Consider the following 25186-nt stretch of genomic DNA (forward strand, 5'->3'; position numbering starts at 1 on the left):
TGAGGTTTATCAGGAGCCGTATACGAGGCCCGTACGTACGGTTCTGTGAGAGGGATAACGCCGTAGCAAATTACTGCGGCGTTACCCTACTCGATCTGCAGTTGTTTGCCGTGGATGGCTTTCTTTTTTAAACCTGCTGCCATGTACATCGTGCACTTCTTCAATAGCCATAAAGGCTTCCGGGTCAATATCAAAGATAATACTTCTAAGTTTTCCGGCTCCAATTATGGTTATAAAAGGGATTTTCTCAAAATCTCCATGGCATGATAGCGAAATTCTGCCAGCCCGCTGATAAATATTGCGCTGCCTAACAGCTGGTTTGATTAGGGCTAATTGACCTAACTTCATATAATGTTGGCATTTTCGAGAGAAATCTGCCGGGGACCAGGTATGGTCAGGGAACTGCACGGCATGCTTTTTGGAATGCTGCAGGAAATAGACGCTGGAGGAGGCCTCCAGGGTATTTTTGCATTGATTATTATTTCGCTGTTAAAATCGAGCACCCTGGGCTGTGCAAAAAAACCTGGGTTGCTCGCAAAAATATTTTTTTAAAGCTATGACAGGAAAACCCTTGTCAATAGCGAAATCCAGAGGTGGAATATTTTTCATGCCCTATTTTACTTTATTTGATTAAAGCCAAATTATGGATAAATTTTGTCCTTTTCAAAGAAGTGCTCGCAACCGCCTTCGGACCTGTTGAGTACCAAGGCCTGAGGCTCCTTACTGTCAAAACAAAAATAATTCCCTTTGGGAACTGAAACGCCCGTTTTGCGCCTTGTGGGGGTCCGGCTTGAGTGGTGCCAGCTTGCTCATGCTGCTGCCCGAAGGTTTACGCCGGGAACTGAGAGACGCTTTGTTCGAGACTCGCGGGGAGTTTGCCTTCCCCAAATCACGCCGGGCAATTGTGGATGGTAATATGCCTCGCTGGCCTTTAGGGTGGGTTGCGCGGGAGAAGGATTATTATGAAAGTTGAGGTTTTAAGGTATTTCTTTGGGTTTACTTTTTAAGTAAAAGCATGAAGCAATTGGATGAAAAAGATATGGAGGAAAATTGTTTTGCTGACTAGTTGTGTAGTTTTTTTGAAGACAAAGAAAGAAGTGCTGGTACCTCCCTCAATGGGTCAGGTACTGCACGCTTTTTTTCTGGACAGGGTCAGAGCTTTAGAGCCAAAGCTGGCGGAGGATCTGCACCGGCCTGCATCTATAAAGCCATTTACCGTTTCCCCGCTGTGGGGGAAAGTTTCTTTTGAGGATAACAGGTGGAGGCTGTTTCCCGGTGAAGAGTATACCTTCCGGATAACATCTATGTCTCCTGTGCTTTCCCGGTGGCTGCATGATGTATGGGCGCCTTCCCTGCCCGGGGAAATAATACTGGCCGGGGCGGAGCTTGTGGTATGCGACTTTACCTTTGATCATGCCCGGCATCCATGGGCCGGCAGCTCATCCTATGCAGAAATTTATAACTCTGCCGTATCCCGCACCCGGGTGGATTACAGGCTTACTTTGGAATTTTATTCACCCACAACTTTTCGAACCCGGGGCATCAACTACCCGCTGCCGGATCCCCGGAAGGTGTTTTTGAATTTATTACAAAAATGGAATTATTACTCACCAATAAACTTAGGAGATAACTTTATTGATTTTATTGCAGAAAATGTATTCCCAAGCGCCTGCAGATTAACCAGTCGGATCATGCATTTCGATAAATACAAACAAGTCGGTTTTACCGGCATGTGCAGCTACGGTATCCGTCGGCAGGGCGAAGACATTATGGCCAGGGTTCTGCACATGCTGGCGGAATATACCCTGTACGCCGGTGTGGGGTACAAGACCACAATGGGTATGGGACAGGTTAGAAGTGTCAGGCACCTAACTTATTAACTTATGCTAAAAAGCCGCTGGTTTTAAAAGCGGCTTTTTTTCTGCAGCTGTTTGCCGTGGATGGCTTTCTTTTTAAACCTGCCCCCATGTACATCGTGCACTTCTTCAATAGCCATAAAGGCTTCCGGGTCAATATCAAAGACGATGCTTCTAAGTTTTGCTATCTCCAACCTGGTAACTACGCAGTACAGCACTTCCTTGTAATTTTGAGTATAACCGCCTTTGGCATGAAAATGAGTAACCCCTCTGCCCAAGCGGTTTAAAATGGCATCAGATATCTCTTCGGAATTGTCTGATATAATCATTACCGACCTTGATTTATCTAAACCATCTATAACCAGGTCTATGGTTTTAAAAGCAACAAAATAGGCTATCATGGAATACATGGCATTGACCCAGCCGAAAACAAACCCAGCACTTCCTAAAATAAAGATGTTTGCAAACATAATTATTTCGCCCACCGAAAATGATAGCTTTGGCCCCAGCATCAGGGCCACAATTTCTGTGCCGTCCAGTGAACCGCCGTAACGCAGTATTAGCCCGACACCAATGCCCAGGATGATGCCGCCAAAAATGGTGGCCAGCAGCAAATCTTCATTAAAAGCAGGTGCGTGATGAAGGACGGTGGTGAAGTAGGCCAGGGCAGACACGGCATATAATGTTAGCAGGGCAAATGTTTTTCCTATATGCAGGTAACCGAGAATTAAAAAAGGAATGTTTAACCCCACAATAAACCAGGCCAGCGGCAGGCTGCTCAAATGACTGGATAAAATAGAAATGCCAATAATACCACCATCTATTAATTGGTTAGGTATCAGAAACAACTCCAAACTTACTGCTGTAATTGCTGCCCCTAAAGTTATAAAAATAATTCTTTTAATTAACCTTAGCCAATGCTTTTTTCTCAATATTATCACCGTGCCGGGCACCTAACTTACAAAACACCAGCTTCAGTCATGAAAGGGAGAAGGAAAATTGTGAAATTATATGAAAGAGATAGTTAATTAACGCTAGTGTCCAAAATTGAGTGGTTAGCCCGTTACTCGGAGACCCAACAGTAGCTACTGTCATATTAGATAGAATTATCCACAGGAGTGAGGTGATAAACCTTACTGGCGACAGCTGCAGAATTATTAACCGAAAAACCATTAAATTTTATTTGCTAAAATTTGTTCAAAATCACTTGACAGTCACAGCGTGTTATGCTCATCGGGGGTTAGAACACTTTAAGGAAAGATTTGTCAGTAGGCGTTGGCGGAAACAACTGGGTTAGACAAAGAAATAATTTTGAAATTAAAAAATGAATTAAAAAACTAAGATAATTCGATAAATTTCAGTTTCAAGTGAGTCGTATTTAATATCACTGGATAATAATTTTAATAATTTGGTATAATTTTCTCAATATAAAGAAGGATTTTGCTATTTATTCTAGAAATGTACCCAAAAATAGGACAAAAGTCCTATTGGGTTAAAAATATTTAAGTATTGGTGCTGGCTTATTGCTGAATGATAATGTTATTGATAAGCAGGGAGGGAATGGGTCTGGGAGATTTTACATATATAAACCAGCTAGTTAATATAACAATACCCCAGATTTCTAAATCAATGAACAAGACTGATATGAAAGTTCTTATTGAACTATTAACAAACAGTGAATCTTTATATAAAGATATTCACCCACTGGAAAAAATTAATTTTAGTACCGATAATGAAAACCTATTTTTAAGTGAAGATGAAAAGAAGAACTTTAAACAACTAGAAGAAAAAATTGAAGGTATAAGATCGGAATTACTTAATAACTTGGAGGATTCCCACCTACAGGATCTTATTAACCAGCTAGAAGAGAATTGTAATAATATTAATGCGCTGTCCATGTGTGCCGTTTTCAGAGAAGGTATGCTTAATGGTTTTAGGTTAGGCCAATTTTTTCTACAGGGAACACTGGAACCGTTAGCTAATTTGCGAAAAGTAAAGATATAATAATATTAACCTAGTTTGTTAAGAGTATTACTAACTTCAAAAATCTTGTCCCATATTTCTTTTATTCTATCAGGAGAGAATCCTTTTTCCTGCCACTTCCTTATAAGCTTCATATAGTCTTTAAGTGCTTTTTTTAATGCCTCAGGATTTCCACCTTCTTTTTCCCATTCCTGAATTATTTCCAAATAAACAGGATTCAACTTTGTATCACTATTGGTTCTGCCCAGTAAATAGTCTGTACTTACATTAAAAAAATCAGCAATTTTATTTAAAGTTTCCAAGTCCGGTTCTCGCTGTCCAATCTCATAAAGAGATAAAGCCCCCCTACCAATGTTTAATTTAGCAGCCAATTCTTTTTGGGTAAATTTTGCTTTTTTGCGCAGGCTAACCAGTCTTGCAGCGAACATAAGTCATACCTCATTTAATTCAATTTCAACATAAAATTATACACTAAATGTCAGGTTGCAGGACTGTTTGCAACAAAAAGTAGCATTTATTATAAACGGAATTGGTCTGGTTAATGTAAATAAAAATTATTTTTTACCTTAAATGCCTAAAGTATTAGTAATAAGAAACCGATTATATTATAAATGCTTCATATTGAAGCAAACTTGTGCGCCACCAACGTTAACATCGTTTTGAAGCAATTTGTGTGATTGTTGGTATACAAGGGATTAAAGCACGAGGGAAGGTGTAATAAATGTTAGTTCTTACAAGAAAAGAAAAACAATCTGTAATTATTGATAAAAAAGTAGAAGTGGTAGTACTTGAAGTGATCGGCAGTACGGTAAAAATTGGCATTAAAGCCCCCAACGGTGTGAATATTGTACGAAAGGAACTGCTGGAAATAAAAGAAGAAAAAAATGAACTCATAGAGCTTCAATAAAGTTTAGGGGCATTGGAACGGAGGCCATCTGCCCTACTATAAAAAATTACAAGGAGGTGGCCCATGTTCTGGAGACTAGGGAGAGATTCCAGTTACAAGGGTAATTAAATGAGAATTAACCACAATATTGCAGCGCTTAACACCTATCGTCAGTTGAGCAGCAACAACACTATTGCTTCAAAGTCACTGGAGAAACTGTCCTCGGGACTGCGTATCAACCGCGCTGGTGACGATGCTGCGGGGCTTGCTATCAGTGAAAAGATGCGTGGGCAGATCCGTGGTCTGAACCAGGCGGCGCGTAACGCCCAGGATGGTATCTCTATGATCCAGACTGCCGAGGGCGCGCTCAATGAAGTGCATTCCATTCTGCAACGCATGCGGGAACTGGCGGTGCAGGCGGCCAACGACACCAACACGGAAACCGACAGAGATGAAATACAGAAAGAAATAAACCAATTGACATCAGAAATTAACAGAATTGGGAACACCACCGAGTTTAACACCCAGAAGTTACTTAAAGGTGGAACTCAGGTAGATGCAGCTATTGATACTGCTGGTGTTACTTATGATACTACTAATATGACAGACTTAAAAATTAGTGCCACATCTACACTTGCGGTTGGGGATTATACTATTAATGTTACTTCCGGAAAAACTACTTCAAATGTAAGTGGTGGCGATGCTTCTGCCGTAAATATTGATTCTGCATCTTCTTTGACAGATGGAAACTATAAGATTAAAGTTACTGAAGATGTTGCCACAGGTTCTGTATCTAATTTATCAGCAGGTGGCACTGGCGTAACTGCATTAACTTATGATGGAAGTGGGACTAATGCAAATATAAAAGTTGCTGCCGGTTTTAAAATTGAAGTAACACATAATGGTGATGATAATAATGATATTGTTATTAAGGATGCAAGTGATAATACTATAACTTCTAAGACTGGTGTTGCAGATGACCAAACAGGTGGTCTTGATCTAGGCGAAGGGTTTACAATTACAGGTAATTTTACTGCCTCAGCTGCTGACGGCACCTTTGATCTTGCTGGTGCAGGAACTTATAAAGCTCAGTTACTAACTGCTGCAGATGCTACTGTAGCAGGTTCATCAGCGGTAGCAGTAGCTGCTGATGATACTAGCATAAATTTAGGGAATGGAATCACTGCTGATTTTGATTCTGAGTTAATAAATGACTCAGAAACAACTTTTACTGTTGGTACAGGCTATACGGCTACGGTAAAAGATGGTAATGGCGATGCGGTAACCGGAGGAACACAAACTTTAACAGCTAATCAAGATGATTTAGCAATTGGTACTACCGGATTAACAGTTGATACAGCAGCATTAGCTGAGGGCACTGTTTCATTTTCTGTAACAACCGCTTATGATGCTGGAGATAAATTTACCTCTGATTACCAAATTGGAGCAAATACTGCTCAAAAGTTTAACATTGAAGTGAACGACATGCGGGCAGATGCACTTGATATTAGTACTACTGATAATACTGAAGTAAAGACTGTCACAGTGGACGGACAATCCTATACTGTAGCTTGGACATCTAGTCAAGACGTAACTAACGGTACTGATAATAATGGGGTTGAATATGCTTTGGACGTTTCATCTCATGATAATGCGACAGCCGCCATTGGTGTTCTCGACGAAGCAATTAACAGTGTTTCCGCTGAGCGTTCTAAGCTGGGTGCCTACCAAAACCGTTTAGAACATACCATCAACAACCTTGGAACTTCTGCCGAAAACCTCACCGCAGCCGAGTCCCGCATTCGCGACGTAGACATGGCCAAGGAGATGATGGAATTCACCAAGATGAACATCCTCTCTCAGGCCGCCCAGGCTATGCTGGCCCAGGCCAACCAGCTGCCCCAGGGAGTGCTGCAGCTCCTGCGGTAGTGCTTTCAACAAACAAGAGGTCTCAGGTCATCCCTGGGGCCTCTTTTCTATTTTGTTAGTCAATCATCTAATCTATCAGTTAAGTTATTAGCGGTACTGCCGCCTGTGGCTGGAGCATATAAAAAGCAGGGGTGCCGGCACCAGAGGGATTCACCAGGCTTATGATACCAATCCTGAACTGCTAAAAAAGTATCTTGATAATGTGTTAAGTGCCATTGATCAGCTTCCCTGTGTGCAGGAAACTGATAACAGCTTCCGATACCAGCGCCTGCCACTGTTTGCCAGCAAAATAGCTAAAGACCCCCACGGCTTTGACCTCAACACCGAGCAGGGCAGGTTTTTAATTTCTGCCCTGCAGTTTTTACGAAGTCATCAAGAGAAGAATTACAAACCGAGTTCCGTTCCTTCTGCGGAAGAAATAACGGATCTTTTAGCTTACTTCGGCATTATCCGTGATGATCTGCTTAATTTTACCACCTGCATAAGCATACTGGGCTGCGAGGAAGGGAAAACCGAGCCGGCACCGGTGTGGGAAAGTGCCTGCCGGGATGGTGTTGTGCTCAACGTGCCGCTGCGGGAAGTGGTGAAAATGGCTGCTTATAAGCCGGCTGGTTCTTCGAAAAAGGTTTTTGTACTGGAAAACTCAGGGGTATTTTCGGCCATATTAGATTGCTTTACCGGTTTAACAGCACCGCCCCTCATCTGTACCCACGGCCAGCTTAAACTGGCCGCTTTAATTATGCTGGACAAACTGGTAGAAAACGGTGCGACAATATATTACTCCGGAGATTTTGACCCCGAGGGCCTGCAGATGGCCCAACGCCTTGTTGACCGCTATGCTGATAAATTAGTTTTGTGGCATTATACAGCGGATGACTATAAAAGGTGCTTATCAGATGTGGTAATTAGTGAAACAAGGTTGAAGAAATTAGATGCCATAACAGCTGAAGAGTTAAAACCGATAAAAGAAGAAATAAAGCGGCAAAAGAAAGCCGGATACCAGGAATACCTGATAGAAAAGTTAGTTAAAGAGTGCCAGGTACCTAACTTACTGTACGCCGGTGTGGGGTACAAGATCACAATGGGTATGGGGCAGGTTAGAAGTGTCAGGCACCTAACTTATTAACTTATGCTAAAAAGCCGCTGGCTTTAAAAGCGGCTTTTTTTCTGCAGCTGTTTGCCGTGGATGGCTTTCTTTTTAAACCTGCCCCCATGTACATCGTGCACTTCTTCAATAGCCATAAAGGCTTCCGGGTCAATATCAAAGACGATGCTTCTAAGTTTTGCTATCTCCAACCTGGTAACTACGCAGTACAGCACTTCCTTGTAATTTTGAGTATAACCACCTTTGGCATGAAAATGAGTAACCCCTCTGCCCAAGCGGTTTAAAATGGCATCAGATATCTCTTCGGAATTGTCTGATATAATCATTACTGACCTTGATTTATCTAAACCATCTATAACCAGGTCTATGGTTTTGAAAGCAACAAAATAGGCTATCATGGAATACATGGCATTGACCCAGCCGAAAACAAACCCAGCACTTCCTAAAATAAAGATGTTTGCAAACATAATTATTTCGCCCACCGAAAATGATAGCTTTGGCCCCAGCATCAGGGCCACAATTTCTGTGCCGTCCAGTGAACCGCCGTAACGCAGTATTAGCCCGACACCAATACCCAGGATGATGCCGCCAAAAATGGTGGCCAGCAGCAAATCTTCATTAAAAGCAGGTGCGTGATGAAGGACGGTGGTGAAGTAGGCCAGGGCAGACACGGCATATAATGTTAGCAGGGCAAATGTTTTTCCTATATGCAGGTAACCGAGAATTAAAAAAGGAATGTTTAACCCCACAATAAACCAGGCCAGCGGCAGGCTGCTCAAATGACTGGATAAAATAGAAATGCCAATAATACCACCATCTATTAATTGGTTAGGTATCAGAAACAACTCCAAACTTACTGCTGTAATTGCTGCCCCTAAAGTTATAAAAATAATTCTTTTAATTAACCTTACCCAATATTTTTTCTTCAATGTATATATCACCTTTCAATAATAATAGTGCCGGGCATCTAACTTATTGGTGCCGGCTGTGGACTTCCATGGTGTTTCATGATATTTATTCATTTTATCAGCTAATAATATCATATTCAAGAGTACCGGGCGCCTAACTTATTAGTTTGTTGAATTTTGAACATTTTAGAGGGAAAATGCTTAAAAGTGCCAGGCACCTAACTTATTAACTTATTTAAATTTTAGCTTAATATAAAGAATTTTTTTCAGCAACCGATATTAGGTAATAGAATCCCAGAGAAAGGCGGGAAAGTGATGTCTTTTAACATGCGTATCGGTGGTTTGGCCAGCGGTATGGATATTGACCAAATAGTTAGCGATTTGATGAAGGCCGAACGTATAAAAGTGGATAAACTGGAACAGGAAAAGCAGATACTGGAGTGGCAGCAGGAAGATTATAGAACGATAAATTCGTTATTGAGAAGCTTTAGGGACAATTTTGCTTTTAAAATGAAGCTGCAGTCCACCTATTTGGTGTACAACACCACTTCCAGCGATGAAGGTATAGTTACTGCAGCGGCAAGCAGTACCGCCATTGAAGGCAGTCACTCAATAAGGGTAGACCAGCTGGCCCGGGGGGCCTCTCTAACGGGTGGTACAATGGGGTCTGCCGGTAAGCTGACCACGCTGGATGATCAATTTAACAATCCCGGCTATGGTGATTTAAAGTTAGTGATCAATGATGTGGAGTTTATTATCGACACCCAGGCTAAAAGCATCTATGACCTGGTGCAGAAAATTAACCGTCACAGCGCCGCAGGGGTTTCGCTTAACACCACCCAGGAAGCCTCTACCACAGCTGCCCAGGTACAAAAGTTAAAACTTGCAGACAGTGCTTTAACCGAAGGGCTTACCATAACTGTGGGAGACAAGAAAATTGCTTTGTGGGATAGTTCAAGCTCCACTTATGAGAGTGAACAAGCGGCTAAGTCTGCTTTGGGTGCCGACTATCTTTATGACATTGCCGATGCCAGTTATGATACCGCGGATGAAATTATGGCTGCCATTGCGGCAGATGCGGCAGTTACCGGGGCGTCATTGTCATATGACGGTACAGCCAAAGAAATAACTATTACCTCCAACGAGGCCGGTGCAGAAAATGCTGTTTCCGCTGCGGTATCGGGAGGTAAGAGCTGGGATGTGCGGGCCTCGTATGATGAAACATTGGACCGCTTTTTCTTATTTACCAACAAAACGGGAGCGGACCAGCACTTAAAAGTTAAAGACTCTACTTTAGCCCAACTTTTAAAGATCACCGATGGAACTGATATTGATACCGCCACATTAAACGGTGGAGATGGCACCTTGGGGTCAGCTATAGCAGCCGATGGCAGAAATGCAGATGTAACCATAGATAATCTGCGCGTAACCGATTATACAAGCAATCAGTTTACATTAAACGGTGTAACTTATAATTTACAAAACGCTGACCCGGCAAAAACCGTTTATGTAAACGTTCAGCGCAGCACCGACAGTGTATTTGATGCCATTAAGTCTTTAGTAGATGAATATAATAAAATTGTTGAAGCTATAGAAAACAAACTTTCGGAAAAACGTTATAAAGATTATAATTGGCCTTTAAGCGACTGGCAGAAGGAAAACCTCACTGACAAGCAGGTTGATCAGTGGCAGGAAAAGGCCCGCAGCGGTATGCTGCGCAACGATTACACGTTGAGGAGCATCCGCGACAAGCTGCGTTATACCATGGCTGGTCTGGCCAAAATCGGCATTACAACCACTAAAGACTATTTTTCCAGTAAGCTGGAAGTAGATGAAGATAAGCTGCGTAAAGCTGTTCAGCAGGATTCCCAAGGGGTAATGGAGTTATTTACAAAGGAATCTGATGAATACAGCGGTAAAGGTGTAGCCCAAAGGCTTTCTGACGATCTTACCGATGCCATCAGCACCATTATTGACAAGGCCGGTACCAGCGGCAGTAAAATTGACGATAAAAGTTTTATCGGCAGGCATATCGGCCGCATTGAAAAGGATATAGACCGCTGGGAAGAACGTTTAAAGGAAATAGAGGACCGCTACTGGCGGCAGTTTACCGCCATGGAAAAGGCCATTAACCAGATGAACCAGCAGAGCATGTGGCTGATGCAGCAGTTTGGTATGGGAATGTAAAATAAAGCTGGAGGTTATAAAATATGCAGATGCAAAACCCTTACGCCCAGTACCGGCAGAACGCGGTAAACAGTGCGGAGCCGGGGGAGTTAACCCTGATGCTTTATAACGGGGCGGTTAAGTTTAATAAACTGGCAGTTAAACAGCTGGAAGATAAGAATCTAGAGAAAGCCAACTATTATATCCAGCGGGTGGAGGATATTATCACCGAATTAATGGTTACCCTAAACCGGGATTACGAAATATCCAACAATTTATTTAGCTTATATGATTACATTAAGCGGCGGCTGGTGGAAGCCAATGTAAAAAAAGACCGGCAGATTCTTTTAGAGGTGCAGGATTTTTTGGAAGAACTGCGCAGCACCTGGGCGGAAGCGTTAAAGCAGGTTAAAAGCAGCGGGGTTAGTGGCAGCGGTGGTAAATAATTTACTGGTCAAGCTGCTGGAGATGTCCCGGCAGAAAGAAAAGCTGATGCATGAGATACTTCAAACCGGTGAGCGGCTTGCCGGGGCCGGTGACGATTGGGAACTTGTAGATAAACTTTTGGCCGCCAGGCAGAAGTATATGGATGAAATAGATGGGCTGGATAGGCAGATAGAAAATTTAAAGCAGAAAATAGCTGCTTTTGCTGGTGCCGGCAGCTGGAAAGACGTGGGGGTAAGACATGCTGAGGCGGTAAATATGCTGGAGGATACCTGGCGGCGCAGTGCTGAAATGGCGGTGGAGGCTAAAAGGCTCACTGATAAAAGCCGGGAGCAGGTGGAAAAGAAGTTAAAGGAACTGCAGCAGAATATGAAAAAACTGCAGTCATCCAAGCCCGGGCTGGCAGCTTACCATAAAAAGCCAAAACAAAACAGCGGGTATTTTTTAGATCAAAAAAAATAAACTGGGCGGGGAGGAATAAAATTGAAAATATCATGTATTGCCCCCGCGGCATATGACCGGCAGGTGCCGCAAAGGGAAGATAATCAGGCCGGTGAAGCGGTTGGTGAAAAAAGATTCCCGGAAAAGGCCTTAGATATGAACCGGCCTTGGGAAGAGCGGGAAGAGATTACAAGGGAAGAACTGGATAAAGCTGTGGAACAGGCCAACGAAACAATGAAACTGTATAAAACAAGTATTCTCTTTAAAATTCATGAAAAAAGCGGTGAGTATTATGCCCAGGTTATAAATGCCGATACCAAAGAAGTTATTAGGGAAGTGCCCCCGGAGTGGGTGCTGGATCTGGTGGCCCACATCCGGGAAATGGTGGGGCTGATAGTGGATGAACTGGTGTAAAAAGGCTTAAAACCCTTGGGGGGTTCAAGCCTTTTTCTTTTTCATTTCTGCCCGGATATCCTGCCAGCGGTCTCTGGCTTTTTTTACAATGGCGGGGTACTGGTCTTTTTTAGGGTGCATCACTAATTTATTAAACCACTGGACGGCCATTTTAGCATTGCCCAGCCTGTTGTAAAGTTCTCCCACCAGGTAGGTTAACTGCAGTTCGTTTTTAATTTCAAATTTTTCTTTTTTAAAGGCAGATTCATACTTTTCCAGTGCCACCTGCAGGTAGGTGTGTTCCTTTTCTTTATTTTTTTGGTACCTGTACAGCCAGGCCATACGCAGGTAAAGGCGGGCAATCAGTGAATCTTTATTTTCGTAAGCTGTTTGGCATAATATGGCCAAAATAAAAGTTTCAACGGCCAGGTTGATATCCCTGACCAGGCAGTAGTCTTTTTTAGGCAGTGTTTCCAGCACCGCTTTCACACCTTTTAAAGCTGTTGGCCCCAGTTTATCCTGGCTGTCGTCGGTAAAGGCGTAATTGCACCGGGGGCACACTGCCACTTCGTAAAATATTGGGTTTATACCATCGTAATAACTGCAAAAGTCATCGTCGGTTTTGGTTATTTTTAGGTATTTAGACAAAACCCTGGGCGTGATAAACTTGGATTTACAATAGGGACAGCTAAAATTCCGGTCATAGAGCATTTTTTCCACCGGAACCTCTTCACCGGGTGTTTCTTTTTCCGTTTTGCAATCCTTTGCCTTTAAGGGGTCTTCCTTTTTGGGGTTTAATGTTTCCTCAATATGCTTGGACAGCAGTGAGTCGTCAATGGTGATTTTGGCGCCGGCCTTTTCGGACAGGGTATTTAAATGGTGCTTTGAATTTTCGGCTGCGGAAACGGCTGCCAGCTTGGTGTACACCTTTCTCTGCCTGACGTTCATGGCTTTGATCAAGTTATATGAAACACTGCTGTTCTGCTGGATTAAGACTAAAAAAGCGTGGGGTATTTTAAACAGCACCGTATGGGCGTGTACCTTTGCGGATACCGTCCTGGATCCGGTCTGGTTGAAGTATGCCATTTCACCAAAGTAGTCCCCTTTTTCCAGGGTGTAAAGGGGCACCATTTTGTCTTCCACCCGTTTATAAAGGGTTACCCTGCCGATGGCAATAACGTAAAAAGAATCTCCGTAATCCCCTTCTTTGTAAAGTGTGGTATCTTCCTGGTAAGTTTGTATCTGGGTTTTTTCCACCAGGGCCTTCAGGGAGTTATGGGAAAAATTTTTAAATAATGGTGAACTTTTAAGTATTTGCAGCTTGATGTTGATGTCCAAGATGCAGCACCCCTGGTATCTGGTAATATATTTTTAACATTTTGCACCTAACAGGCTAAAATGTGTTATACTTTTTAAACTGAATAAAGTTATATTACTAACCAGATTATACCAAGGTCCTGGGACTAATTAAAGAACTTTTTGTAAAATAGTTGGTATAGCTGGATGCTTCTGTTAAAATAAAAATACCTTGGAGTGAAAGTAATTATGGTCAATAATTGAGTAAGCCAGTGTGGTTTTAATTTAGGGGGATATGTCAGATGAAGATATTTTCTGCGGAAGATCAACGGGCGTTAATGAAAGTGCTGCAGAGCGGCAAATTACATATGGGTGAACAGGTGAGAAAATTTGAACAGGCCTTTGCCCGGTATGCCGGGGTTAAACATGCTGTGGCCGTTTCCAGCGGCACTGCCGGTATGCATATTGCCCTCCGGGCTGCTGCGGTGGGTCCCAAGGAAGAAGTTATCGTTCCGCCTTTGGCACCGGTGGCAGGTCCCAATGCGGTATTTTACCAGGGAGCGGTAAATATATTTGCCGATGTGGACCCGGCCACCGGTAATGTGGATCCAAATGATATTGAACCGCGTATTAATTCCAATACCAGGGCTATCATACTGCACCACTATGCCGGGCAGCCCTGCCATATTCAGCCGGTGCTGGATATGGTAAAGGGGAAGGATATAGCGGTAATAGTTGACGCTGCCCACGCCCTGGGGGCCCGGTATGAGCAAAAATCTGTAGCCGGTTTGGGTGATATGGTAGTGTTCGATTTTGGCCCGGGTAATCACATCTATACCGGTGACGGGGGCATGATTACCACCAATTCAGATGAAACGGCCCAATGGCTGAGGATATTCAGAGATGAGGGCTTTGTCAAGAATAAGCAGCTGCTTACTAAAGATGAAGGTCCCTGGTACTATGAGATGCAGGATCTGGGTTATCCTTACCGAATGACAGAGCTGCAGGCCGCCCTGGGCTTGTCACAATTGAGCCGTGTGGAGCAGGTGCTGGCCAGGCGCGAAGAAATAGCCGGGCGGTATAATGAGGCCTTTGCAGGCCTGGAACAGGTAACAATTCCCCACCGGCAGCCCGGCAGCAAATGTGCCTGGGGGATGTATGTGCTGCAGTTAAACTCTGAGCGGTTAATACCTGAGCGCAGGAAGATATTTGTGGCTTTGAAAACCAGGGGGGTTGAAGTGGAGGTACGGCACTACCCGGTATTTTTACACCCTTATTATATATGGGCGGGGCACCCCGATGTTTGTACTTTGGAAGGGAGCCGGGCGCCAAAAGCAGAGGTTTTTTACCGGCGTGTACTTGTTTTACCCATCGGTGAGGATCTCACCGATGACGCGGTGGAGGATATTATCGAAAAAGTACGGGAAGTTCTGTCATTAAATGGCAGGGTATGATGGAACTTAGGACTATAGTCTGTGAAAAAATAAGCCTGCAGCCCTATGACGGCGGTGTTATAATCTGATAAATTAGCAATATGTAGCAGTTTGGAGATAAATTATAAATTTGTTTTGACTATTCCTATGATAAACAGAATAAATGTTACAAATTTAGGCAGGAAAATTTTTTGCCGTGTTGAAATATTACGAAATAGTTGAAAGCGGGCTGCGATTGTAAACTTATGACAAATAAGGGATATATTTGAAACTGGGGGTTTTAAAACGGTGGTTATTATAAATAACCCAACGGTAATGGCGCTGAAGCGCGATTTGGATGTGGGTACGTTAAGACAAAGGGTAATTGCCGACAACCTGGCCAATATCAATACACCGGGTTTTAAAAAATCGGTGGTTTCTTTTGAAGAACAGCTGCAGCGGGCGTTAAACAGCGGTGATATTCCGCTGCGCGCCACCCACCCGCGGCACATAGGGATGGGTAAGCACCCGATGGAGGTGCAGCCAAAGGTGGAACGGGTGACCAATACCAGTTTGCGGCCCGACGGCAATAACGTCAGCATAGATGAAGAAATGGTTAATTCCGCTGCTGTGGAATTAAAGTATAACACTTCTGTACAGGCTTTAAATGAATATTATTCTTTAATCAGTTACGTAATTACTGCTTCCAGGAGGTAATTGATAATTATGGGATTATTTGATTCCTTTGCCATAAGTGCTTCCGGGATGTCTGCCGAGCGGCTGAGGCTGGATATTATAGCCAATAACCTGGCCAATATCGATACGGCAGGTAAGCCCGGTGATCCGAAGCTGGCCCCGTACCGGCGGCAGGTGCCGCTGTTTGCCCGGCAGTTAAAAAAGGCGGTTGACAGCCGGAACAATGTTTCGTTATTTAGCGGTGCCGGGGTAAGGGTGGCAGGGATTGTGCAGGATCCCGCTCCCCCGCGGATGGTTTATGATCCGTCGCATCCCTATGCCGATGATAAGGGTTATGTGGCTTATCCCAACATTAACGTGTTAAATGAAATGGTTGATATGATTACCGCTGCCAGGGCCTATGAAGCCAATGTAACCGCCCTCAATGCCGCTAAAGGGATGGCTTTGAAGGCTTTGGAAATAGGTAGGGGTTAGGAGGAGTTTGGATGCAGATTAAGTTGTTTCCCCAGCCGGTGGGTGTAGTGGGGCCGGAACAGTCAATGCTGAAAAAGACAGATAGTAAAATGTCATTTGGAGAAGTGCTCAATGACGCTATTAGTAAATTGAATGAAATACAGTTGCATGCCGATGAAGTAAAGTTGAAATTTGTAACCGGTGAAGTTCAGGATATTCACCAGGTCACCATTGCCATGCAGGAAGCTAAGATAGCTATGCAGCTGGCGGTGGAGGTGCGCAATAAACTTTTGGAAGCATACCAGGAAGTATCTCGCATGCCACTGTAATTTAACCTGCTAGTGGGGAGTGGTTTGTTTGAACCTGCGTGACCTGCCGGCCAGGTGGAAGGAGCGGTGGCAAAATTTTACTCAGGCGCAAAAAATAGCCGCGGTGTTAATTAGTGTTAGCATTGCAGTGTGTTTGTTTTACCTGACGTCTTTTCTGGTACGACCCAATTATGCCCCTCTTTTTAAACACCTAGAAGTGCAGGAAGCCGGCAAAATAGCTGAGACTTTAAAAGCGCAAAATATTGACTACAGGATTACAGACCAGGGGCGCACCATTGAAGTGCCCGAGGAAAAGGTTTATGACCTGCGCATGCAGCTGGCCAGTGAGGGAATTCTGCCCGGAAGCGGCCAGGGTTTTGAGCTTTTTGATCAAACAAAGCTGGCTCAAACCGATTTTGAGCAGCAGGTGGTTTACCAGCGGGCGCTGCAGGAGGAGCTGAGGCGCAGTATTACTGCCCTTGATGCCGTGGAAGAGGCCCGGGTGCATCTGGTTTTACCGACCAAAAGTGTTTTTATTGAAGAGGAAGGTACAGCTTCTGCTTCGGTGGTATTGAAGTTAAAGCCCCTGAGCAAATTGACGCCTTCCCAGGTGCGGGGGATTAATGACCTGTTAATCGGCAGTGTGGAAGGTTTATCTCCCGAGAATATACATATTATAGATACCCGTGGTAACGTACTGAACGATTTTTTGAAAAACGGTTCAGACCCTGAACAAATGGCCAACAGCGCAGTTGAGCAGCAGCAGCTGCTGCGCGAAAATATCCAAAGAAGTTACGAAAAAAGATTGAAGCAGTTTCTAACCCCGGTGTATGGTCCCGGCAAAACGGTGGCCATGGTGTCGGTGGAGCTTGATTTCAGCAAGGCGAAAACCACCAGGACCGAAGTGCTGGCGGGACAGCTGGTCAGCGAACAGACTGAAAGCTCCAGCGGCAGCAGTGCCGGGAGTGCGGGGGCTGCGGGCACTACTTCGCAGCTGCCGGGCAGTGACTATCCCTTTATGGGCGGCAGTTCCGGTGAGTACAGCCAGGAAAAGGAAATTAAAAACTATGAAAACGGTAAGGAAGTAACCGTTATAGAACAGCCGCCCGGGGCTATCAAGCGGGTAACCACCTCTGTAATTGTGGACAGCAGCGTGGAAACGGTGGACCGGGAAGCTATTCAACGGATAGTGGCTGCTGCCATTGGTTACCAGCCGGAGCGCGGCGATGAAATCATAGTACAAACAATGCCCTTTGATACCAGTGCCCAGGATGCCTTGGACGCCCAGGAAGCCGAGCTGCAGAAACAGCAGGAGCAGAAGCGTCTTTATACTTTAATCGGCATTGGAGCGGCATTATTAATACTTTTAATTATTGGTTTAAGATTTTTTATCAGCAGAAGACGCCGGGCGAAAATGGCAGAACCCGAACCGGTGGTGCCTGTGCCGGTGGGGGATATTGAAGAACAGGCCCAGCAGGAAGTGGCGGCTGCAGATGCCGCCGACCGTACCAAGGACCTGAAAGAAATGGCCAAGCAAAACCCCAGCGATGTTGCCCAGATTATAAAACTTTGGCTGAAGGAGTAGGTTTTTATGGCCAGTAATTTAAGCGGAGAGCAAAAGGCAGCGGTGCTGCTGATGAGCTTAGGTTCCGACCTGTCGTCAAAGGTGCTGAAGCACGGCTTTTCCGATGAAGAGATTGAGCTGATCACCAGTGTAATTACTGACATGGATCATATATCCAGTGAAGAAACCAGTGCGGTGATAGAAGAGTTTTACCAGCTGCACCAAGCCAGGAGTTACGTGCTCAGCGGCGGTTTGGATTACGCCAAAGACCTGCTGGAAAAAACTGTGGGACCGGTAAAAACGCAGGAAATTTTGGAAAAAATATCCCAAAGCTTACAGAAGGTTCCCTTTCAAAATCTGCGTAAGAGCGACCCCAGGCAGCTGATAAGCTTTATCCGGGACGAGAACCCGCAGACCATTGCCTTCGTGCTGGCTCATCTTAAGCCGGATCAAGCTGCCGCGGTGCTGTCTGAGCTGCCCCCTGAAGTTCAGGCCGATGTATCCCGCAGGGTGGCGGTACTTGACCGCACCTCGCCGGACATTGCTAAAGAAATAGAGCAGGTGCTGGAGCGCAAGCTGTCCACTGTGGTCAGCACCGAGGAGACCGTTGTCGGCGGAATTAAGAGTTTGGTTAATATTCTAAACAAGGTTGACCGCTCCACAGAAAAAGCTATTTTTGAGCACCTGGAAGCAACGTACCCGGACTTAGCCGAGGAAGTACGCCGCTTGATGTTCATCTTCGAGGACATTGTCAAGCTGCATGACGTGTCTATCCAAAAGGTGCTGCGTGAAGTGGATACCAAGGACCTGGCGCTGGCCATGCGCGGTGCCAACAGTGAAGTGAACGAGCGCATATTCAAGAACATGTCCAAACGGGCCTCTGAAATGCTGAGGGAAGAAATAGACTACATGGGCCCGGTACGCCTGCGGGATGTGGAACAAGCGCAGCAGAAGATTGTAAATGTTATTCGCAAACTGGAGGAAAGCGGCGAGATTGTTATTTCCCGGGGTGGGGAGGATGCCTTGATTGTCTAGGATAATAAAGGGTGCTGTGGTGGATGGTGCCCCGCTGGTTTTGGAATTAAAGAAAAAATTTAACCAAACACCGGATGAAGAAAACACCATCACCCCGGAGGAACAGGCTGACGCCCTGCTGGAGGAAGCAAACCGCCGGGCAGCGGAAATAGTAAACGAAGCCCGGCGGGAAGCAGATGAGCTGCTGGAAAAAGCCAGGGCGGAAGCGGAAGAAATAAAGGTCGCGGCCCAGCAGCAGGGATATCAGGATGCCCTGCAGCAGGCCGAGGATGAAGCGGCAGAAATTCGCCGCCGGGCCCGGGAAGTATTAAACCAGGCAGAAGAATTCCGCCGCCAGACCCTGGAAGCGATGGAGCAGGAAATTATTTCCCTGGGGGTGGAAATTGCGGAAAAGTACATTGCCGCCCAGCTGAAGCTGGAACCGGATACAATAGTGGCGGTGGCCCAGGAAGCCATTCAGCTGGTTAAGGACCGGGAAAGGGTGACTGTATATGTAAACCCCGATGAGCTGCCGGTGTACATGGAAAAAAAGCAGCAGCTGGAACAATCCCTGTCCGACCGGACCACCCTGGTTATCATTGCCGCCCCCCAGGTTAAACCGGGGGGCTGCCTGGTGGATACCGACCGGGGGACGGTGGATGCCACCGCCGATGCCCGATGGCAGGAAATATTGAAAGCTATTTATCCCTCGTAAAGGGGTGACAGTGTTGGACCGAACAGTTGACTTAACTGCAGTGCGCCAGCGGGTGCAGAGGGCAAAACCCATTAAACTGCTTGGACAAGTTACCCGGGTGGTGGGGTTAACTGTGGAAGTGCAGGGAATTACCGCCCGCATAGGGGAAGTGTGTGAAATCAGGGTGCCGGGTGAGGAGCAGGCTGTTTATGCCGAGGTGGTGGGTTTTAAGGAACGCAACTCGCTTTTAATGCCGCTGGGGGAACTGCGGGGTATTTACCCCGGCTGTTCGGTGCTGCCCACCGGGCAGGCGTTTTCCGTGCGGGTGGGGGAGCATCTGCTGGGGCAGGTGTTGGACGGCCTGGGCCGGCCCATAGAAGGCCGGTTTGACCCGGAAGCGGGGGAGCTTTACCCGGTGGACAATGAACCGCCCAACCCGCTGCAGCGCCGGCGCATTACCACCGTGCTGCCCACCGGGGTGCGGGCCATTGACGCGCTGCTGACCTGCGGGTGCGGCCAGCGTATCGGCATCTTTGCCGGCAGCGGTGTGGGTAAAAGTACCCTTTTGGGTATGGTGGCCAAGCACGGCAGTGCCGATGTCAACGTTATTGCGCTGATCGGTGAGCGGGGGCGGGAGGTGCTGGATTTTATAGAATCGGACCTGGGTTCCCAGGGGTTGGCCAAATCGGTGGTGGTAGCCGCCACCTCCGATCAACCGGCCTTGGTTCGCCTGAAGGGAGCCTTTGTGGCCACCGCCATAGCGGAATATTTCAGAGATCAGGGCAAAGATGTAATGCTGATGATGGATTCCGTAACCCGCTTTGCTATGGCCCAGAGGGAAGTGGGCCTGGCAGTGGGAGAACCGCCGGCCACCAGGGGGTACACCCCTTCGGTGTTTGCGCTGCTGCCCAAACTTTTGGAGCGCTCCGGTATGGGTAAACACGGTTCCATTACCGCCTTCTATACCGTGCTGGTGGACGGCGATGATATGAATGAACCCATTGCCGATGCAGTGCGCGGTATACTGGACGGTCATATAGTGTTATCCAGAAAACTGGCTGCCAGCAACCATTACCCGTCCATTGATGTACTGCAGAGTGTCAGCCGGGTGATGCCGGATATTGCAGAACCGGAGCACATAGACAGTGCCGGCAGGGTAAGGGATTTAATGGCCGCCTACCGGGAATCTGAGGATCTAATAAACATCGGGGCCTATGTAATGGGTTCCAACCCCAGGGTGGATTTGGCTATTAAGAAAAATGAAGAAATAAATAACTTTTTAAAGCAAAAACCCGATGAATACAGCCAGTACAGCCAGACAATAGAAACACTGTACCAGCTGGTTGCGGAGGTTGATTAATGAAAAAATTTAGCTTTCGCCTGGAAGCAGTGTTAGATCAGCGGAAAAAAAAGGAACAACAAGCGTTAGTGGCCCAAAGTGAGGCTGAAAAGATGTATCAGGAGCAGCTGGCGGCTCTGGAGCACACCAGAAGACTTTTAAACGAATCTCTGCAGGCTCCAGGATGCCGGGATTTGGCCGGTGAATTACACCGGGTGCTGTACCGGGAACACCTGAAATCAAAGATTGCCCGGCAGAGCTGCCGGGTACAGCAGGCGAAAGAAAAATTGGATGAAGCCCGGCGGGCGGCCATGCTGGCCAGGCAGGAACGCCTGGTAATAGAAAAATTAAAGGAGCGGCAGCTTGAAGAATACCTGCAGCATATGCGCGTGATGGAAGAAAAGCTGGCCGATGAGCTGGCCACCGGGCTTTACAACCGCAAGCAGCACTCTGTGGGGTGATGCTATATATTATTACGTGGAAAGGAGGTGTTTTCAGGGTGCAGGTAAACGGGAATCTGCCGCAAATAACCACCGGTAAAGCCCCTGCTGATTCTAAAGCAATTGACAAGGGTGATAATGGCGGCTTTTTAATGTTCCTTTTTGGGGGGGCGCAAAACCAGGGCGGTAAATCCATGCGGGCGGAAGAAGAAAAGCCCGCGGGGCAGCAGGCGGCAGGCATGCTGATACCGGTTCCGCTGCCCGGCGTTGATTTTCAGCTTGACGGGGGCGGGCAGGCAGGAGAGGGCCGGGATTTATCCCTCCGCCAGCTGTTTGGGGAAATAAAAATGCTGCTGGCCGGTATGCAGGATGGCTTACCCGCTGATGCGGCCAAAATACTGAAAGATATTCAAAACCGGCTGGAAGCTCAGCTGGCCCGGGCTGATGTACAGAGCCGGCCGAACCCGGAACTGGCGGCTCAGCTGAAGGAGCTGGTGCAAATTTTACAGGCCGGGCAGCGGGATGAACTGCTGCCAAAATTAACCGCTTTTCAAAGCCGTTTAGAGCAGTTTTTTTCCGAACAGTTAGAAAATCATCGTTTGGTAAAATTGGATACCGCAGGTGCCGGGACCGGCAGGCCGGGTGAAGCAGTGCCTCTGCCGGAAACGCTTGGTAAAAGCAGGCCGGCGGCTGCAGGGGAAGAGATGGATCCCGTGCTGTCTAAAGTGGGGAAGAATGAACAGCCGGGTGATATTAATAAACAGGGCGCGGTATTGAAAGCGGTGAAAACAGAAAACCGCCCCAACGGCGGCCAATTGATGAAAGATATTTCTGCCAAACAGGTAGAGCAGCCGGCAGATAACCGGCAGCAGAGTGACAGGGCCGGGGTAAACAGCGCGGTGGAAACAAGGGCTGCAGCAAATACAGCTCCAACTGGGGAAAGCAGTCAAAACCGGACCGTTCAAAACTTTACAGCGCATGTAATACCCGGCGGCACACCCGCTCCAGGGGCCAAACCCGATGGCGATGTGCAGGTCAGCCAATTGGGTTCCCGCCTGGCGGAACTGGTTAAGGAGATGTCTGTAAAACAGCAGCCCAATCAAACCAGCATTCGCTTGAAGCTGGAGCCGAAACACCTGGGTGAAATCACTGTCCACCTGTCCTGCAATCGGGGGGAGGTCAGTGCCCGGTTTTACGCCGCCACCATCCAGGCTAAAGAGGCACTGGAAGCATCTATGCCCCAAATTCGCGACGCGCTGTTTCAGCAGCAGGTGAGGTTGAGCGAGGCCAGTGTCTTTTGGGGGCAGGGAAGCGGTCAGTGGGAAAGACAGCAGCAGCAGAACCGCTCCCGGGGCCGCGGCGGAAGCGGCGGTTTATACAGGGATAGAGCGGTGGAAGTAATTCAGGAAACTGCCGGGGCGGGCAGTGAAAGCAAAACAGGTGCCGATGGACTGAACCTGCTTGTTTAATTACTACCGGGGAAGGGAGAGATAAAGGTGTCTGTTAACCCGGTGTCCAATGATTTGTACCTGCCGGAAAAACAGGTAACAAAACCGAAAAAGGAACTGGATAAGGATGCTTTTTTGCGCATCATGATTGAGCAGCTGAAAAATCAAGACCCCACTTCGCCGATGGATTCCGACAAGTTTATCAGTCAAATGGCTCAGTTTACAATGATGGAGCAGTTAACCAATATGAACAGCAGGTTTGAAGACCTGCTGCAGTGGCAGCAGTTGAATTACGGCAGCAGCTTGATTGGTAGAAAGGTTTTACTGGTGGACGGCGAAGGGACTGTAACGGGACCGGTGGATAAGGTGCAGGTGACAAATGGTTCCGTAAAAGTGGTGGTAGGCGGTACCGCCTATGATATTAACAAAATTGTTTCTGTAGAAGCTTAATTATATGATTGGCAGTAGAGGTGTAGAAAGTGGTTGGTAAAATTAATTATATTCCGCAGCCCCGGGTGGAGCCGGCTGGAACTCCCAACGCCCGGAATAATATCCCGGCTGCAGGTTCAAGCTTTGCGGAACTGCTGCGGGAGAAGACTGCCAGGCAGCAGCCGGTAAAGCTATCGGCCCACGCCCAAAAAAGGCTGCAGCAGAGAAACATTGTACTGGGTGCCGCTGAAATGGCCAAAATCAGCCGGGCCATGCAGAGGGCTGAGACTAAGGGAGCAAAGGATTCGCTGCTGATGTATGGTGATTTGGCGCTGATAGCCAATATAAAGAATAAAACGGTGGTTACCGCTGTGGATGGGCATAGTTTAAAGGACTATGTTTTTACCAACATAGACAGCGCGGTAATTATAAAGTAGAAGGACAGAATAAGCAGCCGGCCCGCAAGGAGGCTGCCCGGCCGCTGACCGACTGATGCGGCCTGCTGATTAAAAAACAGGGAGGGCAATTTGATATGCTGCGTTCATTGTACAGTGGTATTGCTGGATTGGGTACCCACCGCACCAAAATGGATGTTATCGGCAATAACATTGCCAATGTTAATACTACCGGTTTTAAAAGTTCCAGGACCAACTTTCAGGATGTTTTATATCAAAAAATAAAATCGGGCGGTAACAGCAGAAATGCTGCCTTTATTGGTACCGGTGTAGATGTGGCCGGTATCAGTACGGATTTCGGCCAGGGTGCAACCCAGAATACCGGCCGGACACTGGACCTGGCTATTAACGGCAATGGCTTTTTTGTGGTTTCCGATGCTGATTTGGTGGACGCATCGGGCGCTATAAAGACTTTTACAAATGATGGGACCGGCGTTGATGGTATTAAGGGTAAATACACCCGGGACGGTATCATGTTTATAGATAAGGACGGTTATATTGTCAACTCCAACGGCTTGAAGCTCATTGGCAGAATTGACGATGGGAATGGCAGCAGCGACCCCAAAGATGACCAGTACGGTGCGATAAGAATTTTATTAACGGATCATAATGGGGATAAGCTCACGGTGGAATCAATTAATATCGGGCCTGACGGGACAATTACCGGCACTTATACCAATGGCGACAGGATACAGTTTGATGACGGCAGCGGAACCTACCGGGATCCCAGCGGTGCCGGCCCCTTTAAAAACTCGGTGCAAATAGCCATTGCCTCTTTCGGCAATAATGAAGGCCTGGATAAAATCGGCAGCAACCTGTATGCCGAGGCTAAAGATGTGTCCGGTAAAGCTGTGTACAGTACCGCTGCCGATATGGAATCTGTTTCCGTTGCCTCCGGCTACCTGGAAATGTCCAATGTGGACTTATCCAACGAGTTTGTAAATATGATTACCACCCAGCGGGGGTTCCAGGCCAACGCCCGCACCATTACCGTTTCAGACCAGATGCTTGAAGAATTGGTTAACTTAAAGCGTTAGTTAAATAATTAAAACAGAAAACAAAGGTGAGGTTAATGCCCAAAGGAAATGCTGAACAAGGTAAAAAGTCTAATAAAATAATAATTATTGCCTTACTGGCTTTAAATCTGCTGATAGGTGGGGCTGTTGCCGGTTACTTCATATTTTTAAAGCCTTCGCCAGGAGAGCCCCAGCCTCCTAAATTAACCAGCGCAGAGTTGGGGGAGATGCTGGTTAATTTGGCAGACCCCAGCGGTGTGCATTACCTGCGCTTCACCGCTGTGATGGTATACCCGGAAAAAGAAAAGGAATTAGCTGAAGAATTGAATGAGAAGAGTCATATCATCAAGCATACTGTAATTACCCTGCTTCGCGATAAGAAACTGGAAGATGTACAGCCCCCCGACAGCATTGAAAAGGTTCAGCGTGAGATGACCGAGGCAATTAACAAGAAACTTGAACACGGCAAGATAACTAGAATTTATTTTACCGAATACCTCACCCAGTAGGT

30 protein-coding genes are annotated in these 25186 nt (G+C 46.5%); 25 read left to right on the top strand and 5 right to left on the bottom strand.

Going from position 1 to position 25186, the window contains the following annotated elements; translation table 11 throughout:
• Window positions 1–81: 81 nt before the first annotated feature.
• On the bottom strand, window positions 82–348 hold the full coding sequence (locus JOC37_RS13140) for a DUF2179 domain-containing protein (protein WP_238480717.1): 267 nt from the start codon (window positions 346–348) through the stop codon (window positions 82–84).
• Between the two features lie 42 nt (window positions 349–390).
• Here JOC37_RS13140 and JOC37_RS02750 point away from each other — a divergent pair, with 42 nt between their 5' ends.
• Window positions 391–552, top strand: coding sequence for a hypothetical protein (locus JOC37_RS02750; protein ID WP_204615779.1), 162 nt, complete (start codon window positions 391–393; stop codon window positions 550–552).
• 503 nt (window positions 553–1055) lie between these two features.
• Window positions 1056–1880: a CRISPR-associated endoribonuclease Cas6 gene (gene cas6 / locus JOC37_RS02755; RefSeq protein ID WP_204615781.1), complete on the top strand. Its 825-nt coding sequence runs from the start codon at window positions 1056–1058 to the stop codon at window positions 1878–1880.
• A gap of 23 nt (window positions 1881–1903) precedes the next feature.
• Here the strand turns inward: cas6 and JOC37_RS02760 are convergent, their stop codons facing one another.
• Entirely contained in the window at window positions 1904–2791 is an 888-nt protein-coding gene (locus tag JOC37_RS02760) for a YitT family protein (RefSeq protein ID WP_204616033.1), read from the bottom strand.
• A 116-nt stretch (window positions 2792–2907) separates the two neighbouring features.
• Between JOC37_RS02760 and JOC37_RS13145 the strand changes: the two genes are divergently transcribed.
• Window positions 2908–3153 (top strand): ATP-binding protein, encoded by a 246-nt coding sequence (locus JOC37_RS13145; protein ID WP_338017327.1) that lies wholly within the window; start codon window positions 2908–2910, stop codon window positions 3151–3153.
• Window positions 3154–3416: 263 nt separating this feature from the next.
• Window positions 3417–3860: a hypothetical protein gene (locus JOC37_RS02765; protein WP_204615783.1), complete on the top strand. Its 444-nt coding sequence runs from the start codon at window positions 3417–3419 to the stop codon at window positions 3858–3860.
• Between the two features lie 5 nt (window positions 3861–3865).
• Here the strand turns inward: JOC37_RS02765 and JOC37_RS02770 are convergent, their stop codons facing one another.
• Window positions 3866–4267, bottom strand: a complete 402-nt coding sequence (locus JOC37_RS02770; protein WP_204615785.1) for a helix-turn-helix domain-containing protein — start codon at window positions 4265–4267, stop codon at window positions 3866–3868.
• Window positions 4268–4560: 293 nt separating this feature from the next.
• On the opposite strand from JOC37_RS02770, the gene JOC37_RS02775 reads away from it, so the two are divergent.
• The 3 genes from JOC37_RS02775 (at window position 4561) to JOC37_RS02785 (ending at window position 7780) form a co-directional block, all read left to right on the top strand.
• Complete coding sequence (locus JOC37_RS02775; RefSeq protein ID WP_204615787.1) at window positions 4561–4746, top strand: carbon storage regulator; 186 nt, start codon at window positions 4561–4563, stop codon at window positions 4744–4746.
• 108 nt (window positions 4747–4854) lie between these two features.
• Window positions 4855–6654, top strand: a complete 1800-nt coding sequence (locus JOC37_RS02780; RefSeq protein WP_204615789.1) for a flagellin N-terminal helical domain-containing protein — start codon at window positions 4855–4857, stop codon at window positions 6652–6654.
• A gap of 109 nt (window positions 6655–6763) precedes the next feature.
• Complete coding sequence (locus JOC37_RS02785; RefSeq protein WP_238480720.1) at window positions 6764–7780, top strand: DUF2399 domain-containing protein; 1017 nt, start codon at window positions 6764–6766, stop codon at window positions 7778–7780.
• A gap of 23 nt (window positions 7781–7803) precedes the next feature.
• On the opposite strand, the gene JOC37_RS02790 is transcribed toward JOC37_RS02785, so the two are convergent.
• On the bottom strand, window positions 7804–8688 hold the full coding sequence (locus JOC37_RS02790) for a YitT family protein (protein ID WP_204615792.1): 885 nt from the start codon (window positions 8686–8688) through the stop codon (window positions 7804–7806).
• Window positions 8689–8982: 294 nt separating this feature from the next.
• Here JOC37_RS02790 and fliD point away from each other — a divergent pair, with 294 nt between their 5' ends.
• The 4 genes from fliD to JOC37_RS02810 are packed head-to-tail and all read left to right on the top strand — an operon-like array spanning window position 8983 to window position 12132.
• Window positions 8983–10854 carry a flagellar filament capping protein FliD gene (fliD, locus tag JOC37_RS02795; protein WP_204615800.1) on the top strand — a complete coding sequence of 624 codons (1872 nt, stop codon included), beginning with the start codon at window positions 8983–8985 and terminating at the stop codon, window positions 10852–10854.
• A 23-nt stretch (window positions 10855–10877) separates the two neighbouring features.
• Window positions 10878–11279, top strand: a complete 402-nt coding sequence (gene fliS, locus JOC37_RS02800) for a flagellar export chaperone FliS (protein WP_204615802.1) — start codon at window positions 10878–10880, stop codon at window positions 11277–11279.
• Window positions 11260–11739, top strand: coding sequence for a hypothetical protein (locus tag JOC37_RS02805; RefSeq protein ID WP_204615803.1), 480 nt, complete (start codon window positions 11260–11262; stop codon window positions 11737–11739). Before fliS ends, JOC37_RS02805 begins: the two co-directional genes overlap by 20 nt.
• A 21-nt stretch (window positions 11740–11760) precedes the next feature.
• A complete protein-coding gene (locus JOC37_RS02810) occupies window positions 11761–12132 on the top strand; it encodes a flagellar protein FlaG (RefSeq protein ID WP_204615805.1) in 372 nt (123 codons plus the stop codon).
• A gap of 24 nt (window positions 12133–12156) precedes the next feature.
• On the opposite strand, the gene JOC37_RS02815 is transcribed toward JOC37_RS02810, so the two are convergent.
• The gene (locus JOC37_RS02815; protein ID WP_204615807.1) at window positions 12157–13449 is read right to left on the bottom strand and encodes a DUF2225 domain-containing protein; all 1293 of its coding nucleotides are present in this window, start codon (window positions 13447–13449) and stop codon (window positions 12157–12159) included.
• Window positions 13450–13709: 260 nt separating this feature from the next.
• Between JOC37_RS02815 and JOC37_RS02820 the strand changes: the two genes are divergently transcribed.
• From JOC37_RS02820 to JOC37_RS02885, 14 genes are all read left to right on the top strand, one after another.
• Window positions 13710–14861 carry a DegT/DnrJ/EryC1/StrS family aminotransferase gene (locus tag JOC37_RS02820; protein WP_204615809.1) on the top strand — a complete coding sequence of 384 codons (1152 nt, stop codon included), beginning with the start codon at window positions 13710–13712 and terminating at the stop codon, window positions 14859–14861.
• Between the two features lie 267 nt (window positions 14862–15128).
• The gene (flgB, locus tag JOC37_RS02825) at window positions 15129–15536 is read left to right on the top strand and encodes a flagellar basal body rod protein FlgB (RefSeq protein WP_338017328.1); all 408 of its coding nucleotides are present in this window, start codon (window positions 15129–15131) and stop codon (window positions 15534–15536) included.
• A gap of 9 nt (window positions 15537–15545) precedes the next feature.
• Window positions 15546–15989: a flagellar basal body rod protein FlgC gene (gene flgC, locus JOC37_RS02830; protein ID WP_204615811.1), complete on the top strand. Its 444-nt coding sequence runs from the start codon at window positions 15546–15548 to the stop codon at window positions 15987–15989.
• Window positions 15990–16054: 65 nt separating this feature from the next.
• Window positions 16055–16297 carry a flagellar hook-basal body complex protein FliE gene (gene fliE / locus JOC37_RS02835; protein WP_238480721.1) on the top strand — a complete coding sequence of 81 codons (243 nt, stop codon included), beginning with the start codon at window positions 16055–16057 and terminating at the stop codon, window positions 16295–16297.
• 28 nt (window positions 16298–16325) lie between these two features.
• The gene (fliF, locus tag JOC37_RS02840; RefSeq protein ID WP_204615815.1) at window positions 16326–17861 is read left to right on the top strand and encodes a flagellar basal-body MS-ring/collar protein FliF; all 1536 of its coding nucleotides are present in this window, start codon (window positions 16326–16328) and stop codon (window positions 17859–17861) included.
• Between the two features lie 6 nt (window positions 17862–17867).
• A complete protein-coding gene (gene fliG / locus JOC37_RS02845) occupies window positions 17868–18875 on the top strand; it encodes a flagellar motor switch protein FliG (protein ID WP_204615823.1) in 1008 nt (335 codons plus the stop codon).
• Window positions 18868–19569: a FliH/SctL family protein gene (locus JOC37_RS02850; RefSeq protein WP_204615824.1), complete on the top strand. Its 702-nt coding sequence runs from the start codon at window positions 18868–18870 to the stop codon at window positions 19567–19569. The genes fliG and JOC37_RS02850 overlap by 8 nt, the downstream gene beginning before the upstream one ends.
• Before the next feature lie 4 nt (window positions 19570–19573).
• A complete protein-coding gene (gene fliI, locus JOC37_RS02855; protein ID WP_420797267.1) occupies window positions 19574–20908 on the top strand; it encodes a flagellar protein export ATPase FliI in 1335 nt (444 codons plus the stop codon).
• Complete coding sequence (locus tag JOC37_RS02860; protein WP_204615834.1) at window positions 20908–21348, top strand: flagellar export protein FliJ; 441 nt, start codon at window positions 20908–20910, stop codon at window positions 21346–21348. The genes fliI and JOC37_RS02860 overlap by 1 nt, the downstream gene beginning before the upstream one ends.
• 38 nt (window positions 21349–21386) lie before the next feature.
• Window positions 21387–22796, top strand: a complete 1410-nt coding sequence (locus JOC37_RS13565) for a flagellar hook-length control protein FliK (RefSeq protein WP_204615836.1) — start codon at window positions 21387–21389, stop codon at window positions 22794–22796.
• Window positions 22797–22823: 27 nt separating this feature from the next.
• Window positions 22824–23225 carry a flagellar hook capping FlgD N-terminal domain-containing protein gene (locus JOC37_RS02870; protein ID WP_204615838.1) on the top strand — a complete coding sequence of 134 codons (402 nt, stop codon included), beginning with the start codon at window positions 22824–22826 and terminating at the stop codon, window positions 23223–23225.
• Between the two features lie 29 nt (window positions 23226–23254).
• The gene (locus JOC37_RS02875; protein ID WP_204615840.1) at window positions 23255–23641 is read left to right on the top strand and encodes a TIGR02530 family flagellar biosynthesis protein; all 387 of its coding nucleotides are present in this window, start codon (window positions 23255–23257) and stop codon (window positions 23639–23641) included.
• Window positions 23642–23736: 95 nt separating this feature from the next.
• Window positions 23737–24696, top strand: a complete 960-nt coding sequence (locus JOC37_RS02880) for a flagellar hook-basal body protein (protein ID WP_204615842.1) — start codon at window positions 23737–23739, stop codon at window positions 24694–24696.
• Window positions 24697–24731: 35 nt separating this feature from the next.
• Window positions 24732–25184 carry a flagellar basal body-associated FliL family protein gene (locus JOC37_RS02885; protein WP_204615844.1) on the top strand — a complete coding sequence of 151 codons (453 nt, stop codon included), beginning with the start codon at window positions 24732–24734 and terminating at the stop codon, window positions 25182–25184.
• The last annotated feature ends 2 nt before the right edge of the window (window positions 25185–25186 follow it).

This window comes from Desulforadius tongensis (assembly GCF_016907915.1).
GTDB classification, from domain to species: Bacteria; Bacillota; Desulfotomaculia; order Desulfotomaculales; family Desulfohalotomaculaceae; genus Desulforadius; species Desulforadius tongensis.